At 73.0% G+C, this 9,408-nt stretch carries 10 protein-coding genes; 7 read left to right on the forward strand and 3 right to left on the reverse strand.

The window, feature by feature from the left end; genetic code table 11:
• Positions 1-78 precede the first annotated feature (78 nt).
• Entirely contained in the window at positions 79-1,032 is a 954-nt protein-coding gene (locus C3486_RS14895; RefSeq protein ID WP_103833164.1) for a helix-turn-helix transcriptional regulator, read from the forward strand.
• A 7-nt stretch (positions 1,033-1,039) separates the two neighbouring features.
• Here C3486_RS14895 and C3486_RS14900 read toward each other — a convergent pair whose 3' ends face one another.
• Together C3486_RS14900 and C3486_RS14905 are read right to left on the reverse strand one after the other, a co-directional pair.
• Positions 1,040-1,513 carry a PaaI family thioesterase gene (locus tag C3486_RS14900; protein WP_103833165.1) on the reverse strand — a complete coding sequence of 158 codons (474 nt, stop codon included), beginning with the start codon at positions 1,511-1,513 and terminating at the stop codon, positions 1,040-1,042.
• Entirely contained in the window at positions 1,510-2,733 is a 1,224-nt protein-coding gene (locus C3486_RS14905; RefSeq protein ID WP_103833166.1) for a PLP-dependent aminotransferase family protein, read from the reverse strand. Before C3486_RS14905 ends, C3486_RS14900 begins: the two co-directional genes overlap by 4 nt.
• Before the next feature lie 412 nt (positions 2,734-3,145).
• Here C3486_RS14905 and C3486_RS14910 point away from each other — a divergent pair, with 412 nt between their 5' ends.
• From C3486_RS14910 to C3486_RS14935, 6 genes are all read left to right on the forward strand, one after another.
• A complete protein-coding gene (locus C3486_RS14910) occupies positions 3,146-3,376 on the forward strand; it encodes an MbtH family protein (RefSeq protein ID WP_103833180.1) in 231 nt (76 codons plus the stop codon).
• Positions 3,373-4,113 (forward strand): thioesterase II family protein, encoded by a 741-nt coding sequence (locus C3486_RS14915; RefSeq protein WP_181138549.1) that lies wholly within the window; start codon positions 3,373-3,375, stop codon positions 4,111-4,113. Before C3486_RS14910 ends, C3486_RS14915 begins: the two co-directional genes overlap by 4 nt.
• A gap of 78 nt (positions 4,114-4,191) precedes the next feature.
• On the forward strand, positions 4,192-5,997 hold the full coding sequence (locus C3486_RS14920; protein WP_103833168.1) for an amino acid adenylation domain-containing protein: 1,806 nt from the start codon (positions 4,192-4,194) through the stop codon (positions 5,995-5,997).
• Between the two features lie 30 nt (positions 5,998-6,027).
• Positions 6,028-7,266, forward strand: a complete 1,239-nt coding sequence (locus C3486_RS14925; RefSeq protein ID WP_103833169.1) for a cytochrome P450 — start codon at positions 6,028-6,030, stop codon at positions 7,264-7,266.
• Positions 7,267-7,303: 37 nt separating this feature from the next.
• Positions 7,304-8,575 (forward strand): cytochrome P450, encoded by a 1,272-nt coding sequence (locus C3486_RS14930; protein ID WP_219822226.1) that lies wholly within the window; start codon positions 7,304-7,306, stop codon positions 8,573-8,575.
• A 131-nt stretch (positions 8,576-8,706) separates the two neighbouring features.
• Entirely contained in the window at positions 8,707-9,099 is a 393-nt protein-coding gene (locus C3486_RS14935) for a response regulator transcription factor (protein ID WP_103833170.1), read from the forward strand.
• On the opposite strand, the gene C3486_RS14940 is transcribed toward C3486_RS14935, so the two are convergent.
• On the reverse strand, positions 9,071-9,408 hold a 338-nt coding region (locus tag C3486_RS14940; protein ID WP_146075002.1), incomplete at its 5' end, for a 4'-phosphopantetheinyl transferase superfamily protein. The two genes, C3486_RS14935 and C3486_RS14940, sit on opposite strands and share 29 nt — an antisense overlap.

Raw genomic sequence — 9,408 nt, forward strand, 5'->3', positions numbered from 1 at the left:
GGCACAACCGAGTGTTCCCGGCAGCACTCCACCCTCCCCCTACCTTGGCGAACGCCGGTGCTTCCACACTCACTTCGATTGTTCAGTTACGCCTCTTCGCACGACCACTGGACCCTGCCGGACGCCTGCGAGGACCTCGGCATGTCCCCCGGGGAGGCAGCGGAGGCCCAGGAGGAGCTGCTGCGCCTCGGTCTCCTGCGCATCCCGGAAGGAGAACCCGCCACGCCGCGGGCGACCGCCCCCGAAGCGGCCCTGCTCCGGCTGCTCGCCGCCGAGGAGGAGCTGACCGGACACCTCTCGGTACGCATCCGCGAGGTGCACGGGCAGATCAGGGAGCTGCGCGAGGCGTTCCTCCCGCTCCAGCTGGCCCGCGCAGCGGGCCCCGGCCTCGACATGATCACCGGGGACGAGCGGATCACCGCCGTCCTCAACGACATCGTGGACATGGCCTCGTCCGAGGTCCTCGCCATGCACCCCGGCCGGGTACTGCCCACCGAGGACCTGGACTTCCGCACCCGCCGCTACCGCAGGCTGCTGCAGCGCGGGGTGGTCGTGCGCAGCATGCACCTGCACCCGATGACGCGGCTCGCGCACACCACCGCCCACCTGGAGCAGCTGCAGGAGGCCGGCGCGCAGGTGCGGCTCGCGCCCGCGCTGCCGTTCCGGATGGTGGTCGTCGACCGGGTGCAGGCGCTGGTCCCGGCCCTGCACATGGACGTCCCGGACACCATGATGGTGGTGCGGGGCGAGGAGCTGACGTCCTTACTCACCAAGGTCTTCACGATGTTCTGGGAGACCGCGACCCCGCTGAAGAGCTTCGGTCCGTGCGGAGGAGGCACCGAGCTCACCCCCCAGCACCGTTCCACCCTGCGGCTGCTGGCGGCGGGGCGCAAGGACGAGGCGATCGCGCGCGAACTCGGCATCTCCATCCGTACCCTGCGGCGCCTGACGGCCGACCTGATGGTGCGGCTCGGGGCGACGAGCCGCTTCCAGGCCGGCGTCGAGGCGGTACTGCAGGGGCTGCTCGACTAGGGCCCGGCTAGGAGCCGTCCGGCGCCTTCCGGAAGGAGAAGGTGAGCAGTGCGGTGGACACCAGATGGCCGGATTCGTCGTGCAGGTCCCCGCGGATCTCGGCCATCCGGGTGCCGCGGCTGAGCACGGACACCGCCGAGGTGAGGGTGCCGGGCGCCGGGGCCCGCAGCAGGCTCATGCTGATGTTGCGCAGCAGGATCGAGCTGTCCAGGCCCACCAGGTGCTTGAGCAGCAGGTACCCGGACAGGTCGAGGACCCGCATCTGGTCGGGGCCGGCCACCGTGTCCCCCGGCCGCAGCATCAGGTCGCCCGGCCCCGCGTCCAGGGACAGCACGCCGTCCCTGAGGGAGCGGACGGTGTGCCCGGGGAGCAGCGGGAACTCCCGCTCCACCAGCGCGTTCAGCTCCGCGACGGCCGGGTCGCCGGCCGCCGGGGGCGGGAGCAGCACCTGTTCGGGCCCCTGGCCCGCGAGGCCGCTCACCGGGTGCCCGTCAGGGCCGGCACCTCGGCCAGGGCCGCGCCGAGCCGGCGCATGCCCTCGGCGATGCCGTCCGGCGGGTAGGTGCTGAAGGACAGCCGGAGCGTCGCGTTGTCGGGCTCGGCGGGGTAGAAGGCGCTGCCGGGTACGAAGGCCACGTCGTGGCGGAGCGCCGTACGCAGCAGTTCGGCGCTGTCCATGCCGTCGGGCAGCCGCACCCAGATGAACATGCCGCCGTCGGGGTCGCTCCAGGTGGTGCCGGGCGGCATGGTCTCGGCGAGCGCCTTCATCATGGCGTCGCGGCGGGGCAGGTAGGTGTCCCGCAGGGTGCGCACCCGGGCGTCGAGGTCGGCCCCGGCGAGGTAGTGCGCGACCGCCGCCTGGTCGACGGTGGAGGTGTGCAGGTCGGTGGCCTGCTTGGCGATGGTCAGGGCGCGGAGCAGATCGGCGGGGGCGCGCAGCCAGCCGAGGCGCAGGCCCGGCGCGCCGATCTTGGAGAAGCTGCCCAGGTAGACGGAGTTGTCCTCGGCGCCCGGGTACGAGCTGAGCGGCGGCACCGCTTCACCGCGGTAGCGCAGCTCGCCGTACGGGTCGTCCTCCAGGATCCAGAAGCCGTGCTCGCGGGCGAGTGCGGCCACCGCGCGGCGCCGCTCGCCGGAGAGGGTGCGGCCGGTGGGGTTGGCGAAGGTGGGCACCAGGTAGAGCATCGTGGGCCGTTCGCGTTCCGCGACCTCCCGCAGGGCGGCCGGGTCGAGGCCGTCCTCGTCGCTGCGGACCGGCACGACGGTGACGCCGGCCAGCCGGAAGCACTGCAGGGCCGCGAGGTAGGTGGGCTCCTCCACCAGGACCACGTCACCGGGCTCCAGGAGGGCCGTGGCGACCAGCGAGATGGCCTGCTGCGAGCCGGTGGTCACCAGCAGGTCGTCGGCGGTGGTGGGGAGGCCGCGCGCGGCCAGGCGGCGGGCGAGGAGGCCGCGCAGCCCCGGGTCGCCCTCGGTGGGCGAGTACTGCAGGGCGCGGCGGCCCGTGGCGGGGCCGAGCACCTCGTGGAAGGAGTGCTGGAGGGCGTCGAGGTCGAAGAGTTCGGGCGAGGGCAGGCCGCCGGCGAAGGAGATGACCTCGGGCCGGTCGATGAGGGCGAGCAGGTCCCGCACGGGCGAGCTGTCCACGCTGCCCAGCCTGCCCTTCATCGGGCTCTTGGGTGCGGTTCGAGGGGTGGTCATACGGCGCCTCCAGGCACAGTTCCATCGGCGATGCGGTGAGCACGCAAGGGTTCAGCACGTCCACGCGCAGGGAAGGGGGGTGCGGCCGGCCGGACGCCGGCGAGCACTGCGGGCGCGGTCACCCCGGCCTCGCCAGATCTTATGTGGCATACGCAGGCACCGCGGTTGATCTCTCGGTGATTCACCACTCTGCACCGTCTCCGCGACCGTTCCCAGCCAGAACGGCCCGTTGCGGATGGCACCCAGGTGTCGTGGCACGGACCGGCCAGCCCGAACGCGGGAGTTTCCGGCCGGGTTACTGCATGATCACTCCTTGAGAACGGGGGTTCGCGTCACGACCAGTGCCAACAGGTCGTCGATGCCCTCAAGTGCTGCCGTGGCGCACCCCCGGACCACTTGAGGAGGCATCTTCATGTCACATCCCCACGAGGGCGACGGGACCGGCCACCGGGTCGTGGTCAACGACGAGGGCCAGCACTCCCTGTGGCCCGCGCACCGCGCGGTGCCGGACGGCTGGCGCAGCGTCTTCGGGCCTGCCGGCCGCGCGGAAGCCGTCGCGTACGTCGAGCGGAGCTGGCCGGACATGCGTCCGGCGGGCCTGGTTGCCGCGATGAACGGCCGGGCGGAAGGACAGCGTTCTTGAGCCGGTGGATACGCCGGCCGCCCCGGTCGGCCCCGCCCCAGGCCCAGTTGTGGTGCTTCCCCTACGCGGGCGGCAGCGCCTCGGCCTTCCGCCAGTGGACCGGGCTGCTGCCCGGCGAGCTGGACCTCCGCTACGTACAACTGCCCGGCCGCGAGAACCGCATCCGCGAGCCGGCGTACGAGGACATGAAGGTCCTCGTCCCCGATCTGGCCGACGAGCTGGCCCCGATGCTGCGGCCGCCGTACTACCTCTTCGGGCACAGCATGGGCGCCCGCGTCTCGTTCGCCCTCGCGCACGAACTGCGGGACCGGGGTCTGCCGGAGCCCGCCGGGCTGATCCTCTCCGGCACTCCCGCGCCCACCGTCAACGACTGGCAGCCCGTGCACGGGCTGGAGCGTGCGGAGTTCATCTCACACCTGCACGAACTGGGCGGCATTCCCGAGGAGTTCACCGCCGACTCCGCCTATCTCGACCGGATGCTGCCGGTCATCAGGGCCGACATGCACGTCGCCGAGACCAGCGACCTGGTGTCCTTCGCCCGTCCGCTGGACTGCCCCGTGCTGGCCCTCGCCGGTGCGGACGACATCATCGCGCCGCCGCGCCGGGTGGAGCCGTGGTCACTGGAGACCACGGGTCCGTTCCGCTTCGCCGTGCTGCCCGGCGACCACTTCTACGTACACAGCCGGCGTGACGAGGTCGTCCGCCTGGTCCTCGGACAGATCGGCCTGCGGGGCTGAGCGGCCCCGCACCCTTCACGCCGCTGTTCCCTCACCCATCCCCGCTCCCTCGACCCCACCGAAGGGTTTGTTCTGCTCATGACAACCACTGCTGCGCAGATTCCCGCGGGCACCACCCACCTCGCCCGGCTCGTGGCGGAGTGGGCCCGGCGCACCCCCGGGACCGTCGCGGTCACCTCCGACGCGGGCGAGCTGACGTACGCCGAGCTCGACGCGCAGGCCGAGCGGCTCGCCGCCGCGCTGCGCGAGCGCGGCGTGGGCCCCGAGGACCGGGTGTGCGTCGCGCTCCCCCGTTCGCCCCGGCTCGTCGCCGCGCTGCTCGGCGTCCTGAAGTCCGGCGCCGCCTACGTCCCCGTGGACCCCGACTACCCCCAGGCGCGGCAGCGCTTCATCGCGGAGGACGCGGGTGCTGCGCTCGTCGTCACCGACGCCGCGGGCGCCGGCCCCTTCGACGGGCTGGGCGTGGACGTGCTCTCCCCGGACGCGGAGCCGACGGCCGATGGCGGGGCCGCCGGTCCGGCCGTCGAGCCGCTGCCCGGGAACCTCGCCTACGTCGTCTACACCTCCGGATCCACCGGCACGCCGAAGGGCGTGATGGTGCCGCACAGCGAGGTCGTCCGCTTCGTCCAGGACGACAAGCGGCTGGACATCACGGCCGGTGACGTGGTCGCGCAGCTGGCGCCCGCCTCCTTCGACGCCTCGGTCTTCGAGATCTGGTCGGCGCTGGCCCGCGGCGCCACGGTGGCGATCGTGCCGACCGAGCCGGTCTCCGTCGAGGACCTGGGCCGCCGCATCCGGGCGCTGCGCCCCGACTGGCTGTTCCTCACCTCGGGCCTCTTCCGGCTGCTCGCCGAGCGGGACAGCGGGCTGCTCGGCGCCGTCGGCACCGTCATCACCGGCGGCGACGTGCTCTCCCCCGAGCACATGGAGATCTCCGCACGGGCCACCCGTCGCGCCACGTACGCGGCCTACGGCCCGACCGAGACCACGGTCTTCGCGTCGCTGCACCGCATCGACCCCGAGGAGCGGACGGACCCGGTGCCGCTGGGCAGCGCGCTCGCGGGCACCGTGCTGCGCGTGCTCGACGACGACCTGCGGCCCGTCCCGCAGGGCACCGTCGGCGAGCTGTACGTCTCCGGCAGCGGCGTGGCCCGCGGCTACCTCGGCCGTCCCGGCCTCACCGCCGAGCGCTTCCTGCCCGACCCGTACGCCACCACGCCGGGCGCCCGGATGTACCGCACCGGCGACCTGGCCAGCGAACGCGCCGACGGCACCTTCGAGTTCCACGGCCGCACCGACCGGCAGGTGAAGATCCGCGGCTTCCGGATCGAGCCCGGCGAGATCGAGGCGGTGCTGGCCACCCACCCCGGCGTCTCCCAGGCCGTCGTCGCGGTCTTCGACGACGGGCCGCAGCTCAAGCGGCTCGCCGCGTTCCTGACCCTGCGCGACGGCGCGGACGTGGCCGTGTCCGAGCTGCGGCAGTGGGCCGCCGACCGGCTGCCAGCGCACCTGCTGCCCGCGGCCTTCACCGTCCTGGACGCGATGCCGCTGGACCCCAACCGCAAGACGGACCGCGCGGCCCTGCCGTACCCCTGGGCGGTCCGCGACGAGCTGGGCCTCGACGTGCCCTTCGAAGCCCCGGCCGCCGGACTGGAGCAGGCCGTGGCGGCCGTCTGGGCGCAGACCCTGGAGCTGGACCGGGTCGGCGCCGACGACAACTTCTTCGACCTGGGCGGCGACTCACTGCGGAGCGTCGTACTGATCCAGCGGCTCGCCGAGGAGGGCATCGCCATCCCCGCCGAGGCCCTCTTCGACCACCAGACGGTGCGCGAACTCGCCGCGTACGCGGCCGGGCACGACGGCTCCGACGCCGACGCCGCGTGACCGCCCCCACCTCGCCCGGAAGGACACACCATGCGCATCGACGCCGGTGAACCGACCCCGGTGCCGCTGGACGCCATCGAACTCTTCGACCCGGGTGCCTACTTGCGCGGCTCCCAGCACGGAGCGTGGCACACCCTGCGGCACCACGCGCCGGTACGGAAGGAGCACACCCCCTGGGGCACGCCGTACTGGTCGTTCACCTCGTACGCGGACTGCACGAAGATCATCAAGGACACCGCGTCCTTCAGCTCCGAGGACGGCGTGATCCTCGCCTCGGTCGGCAAGGGCGACTCGGCCGGCGGCAGGACCATCACGCTGATGGACCCGCCGGACCACGCCACGCTCCGGCAGCCCGCCATGCGGCACCTGCGGCAGGCCGTGGTCCGGCAGAACGCGGAGCACATCCGTGCCAGCACGCGTGAGCTGATCGCGCCGCTGCTGGCGGGCGGCGAGCACGACGTGGCCCGGCTGATGCGGGGGCTGCCGATGGCCGCCGCGGGGCGGCTCATGGGCTTCCCGCAGCGGTACTGGGAGACCGTCGCCTTCAACACGACGGCGAGCGTCGCACCGGAGGACCCGGAGTACGCGGTCGGGCGCTCCGTCGAGGACACCCTGCGCCGGGTCCACCACAAGCTCTTCGCCGCCTTCTCGGAGATCGTCCAGGAACGGCGCAGGGACCCCGGCGACGACCTGGTGTCGGGGCTGCTCGCGGTGCGGATCGACGGCCGTCCGATGGACGACCAGCAGCTGCTGATGAACTGCTACAGCTTCGCGCTGGGCGCCAACTCCACGACGCCGCACGTGGCTTCGCACCTCTTCCACACGCTGGCCACCCAGCCGAAGGTCTGGGACGCCGTCCTGGAGGACCCGGAACTGGCCGGCAACCTCGTGGACGAGGGCGCCCGGTGGGTCTCGCCCACCCACCACCTGGTGCGCCGGGCCTCCCGCGACGTCACCGTCGGGGACACCGAGGTGGCCGCCGGGGACTGGGTGTGCGTCTGGGTGGCCTCGGCCAACCGGGACGAGCGGGTCTTCCCCCACCCGTACACCTTCGACCTGCACCGCGAGCCGAACCCGCACCTCGGCTTCGGCGTCGGGCCGCACTTCTGCATCGGCGCCCCGGCCTCCCGGGTCGCGCTGACCACCGTCTTCGAGGAGCTCGCGCGGCGCCGCATCCGCTTCGCGCCGACGGCCGAACCCACCCACCTGTACTCGAACTGGATCAACGGCCTGACCCGGCTGCCCATGACGTTCACGGCGGGCCGATGAGCCCTACACACCTGCCGCTCCCCTTACGGAGGACTCCATGCTGATGCAGGGCCCCGAGCCCGGCGCACGCACGCCGCTCGACGAGATCGACCTGTTCGACCCGGTCCGCTTCCGGACCGTGCCGCCGCACCCCATCTGGCACACGCTGCGCGCCGAGGCCCCGGTCTGGCGGCAGGCCCGGCCCGGCCAGCCGGCGTTCTGGAACGTCACGCGCTACGACGACGTGGTACGCATCGTCAAGGACACCGCGCGCTACTCCTCCACCCACGGCAACGTGCTGGACGTGGCCGAGCACGGGGACAGCGCGGGCGGCCTGACCATGCCCCTGATGGACCCGCCCGACCACGGCCAGGTACGCGGGCCGGCCATCCGCACCATGTCCACCCAGGTCGTGCGGCGCCGCTCCGAGGGCGTCCGGCGCCGCATCCGGCGCCTGCTGGAGCCCGCGCTCGCCGGGGAGACGGTCGACTTCGCGCAGATCATGCTGCACCTGCCGATGCTCGCGGTCGGCGAGATCCTCGGCGTGCCCGAGGAGGTGTGGCAGGACATCCCCGGCTGGACCATGGCGGGCGTGGCGCCGCAGGACCCGGTGTACGCCCAGGGTTCCAACGAGCGCACCCTGCGCCGGGCGCACTACCAGCTGTTCGCGATGTTCTCCAAGCTCATCGCGGAACGGCGGCGCGCCCCGAAGGACGACCTGATCAGCCTGCTCACCCAACTGGAGGTGAACGGCCGGAAGTTCGACGACCAGCAGGTGCTGCTGAACTGCTACAGCATGGTGATGGGCGCCAACACCACCACCCCGCACGTCGCCGGGCACCTGATCCTGGCGCTCGCGGAGAACCCCGACGCCTGGCGGATGGTCCTCGCCGACCCGGAGCTGGTGTCCGGCTGCGTGGAGGAGGCGCTGCGCTGGGCGACGCCGACCAACCACGTCATGCGGCGCACCACCACGGACGTCGAGATCGACGGTGTGCGGATCGGCGAGGGCGAGATCGTCGCGGCCTGGATCGGCTCCGCCAACCGCGACGAGTCGGTCTTCGAGGACCCGTACCGCTTCCGCCCGGACCGCAAGCCCAACCCGCACCTGGCCTTCTCGCTCGGCGCCCACTACTGCATCGGCGGACCCGCTGCCAGGTCGCTGCTGAACGTGCTGGTGGAGGAGCTGGCCGCCACGTTCAGCGCCTTCGAGATCGACGGCACCGTGGAGCACCTGGCGTCGAACTTCATCAACGGCCTGACCCGGCTGCCCATCCGCCCGGTGCTCCGGCACGACGCACCCGTCGCGCTGGCCGCTTCGGGCGCCTGACCGTCCCGCCCCGGCTCCGGCCGGGGCACCGAAGGGCCGCCGGGACGGCACCGTCCCGGCGGCCCGCAACCCTCCTCACCCCTCACCCGCCGGCCCCTCGACACCGGCGGGAAGCAGAAGGAAGAGCACCCATGCCGCTGCCGTCCGCCGTCCGAAAACCGACCGACCGCCGCCCCGAAGTCCCCAACTGGGAAGCGGTGTTCACCATGATCCCGGAGCTGTCCCAGCGGGAGCGGGAGGTCTTCCGCGCGCTGGGCGAGGGCGCCTCGAACCGTACGATCGCCGGCCGTCTGCACATCACGGAGCGGACGGTGAAGGCCCATGTGGCGCAGGTCCTGGCCAAGCTGCGGGTGGAGTCCCGGCTGCAGGCCGGCATCGCCGCCTACGCCTGGGCGATGAGCACCGAGCAGTACAAGTCCGGTCCGCCGCTGCCCTTCCGGCTGCTGCCGGACACCGGCACGCGGGCCGCCGACGGCGTACGGCCCGCCGCCGGGGTCACGGCACCGGCACCGCTATCGCGGTGAGCAGCAGACCGTCGCGCGCCCGCCACCGTCCCGCGAGCTCCCGCGGCAGCCCGCCGTCCGGGCCACCGTCCGTTCCGCCGTCCGGGCCGCCGTGCGGCCGGACACGGGCCAGGAAGCCGCCCGACGGGTCGAACGTCACCTCGGCGTCCTCGAAGCCGAGGGAGGTACCGGTCACCGGCTGCCAGACCTTGTACACGCTCTCCTTGGCGCTGAACAGCAGCCGGTCCCAGCTGGTGCCGGGGTACCGCGCCGCGAGGTCCGCGATCCGGGCGGCCTCGTCCGGCAGGGCGACGGCGGGCAGCACGCCGC

The organism is Streptomyces sp. Ru73 (assembly GCF_002920575.1).
Classification (GTDB): domain Bacteria; phylum Actinomycetota; class Actinomycetes; order Streptomycetales; family Streptomycetaceae; genus Streptomyces.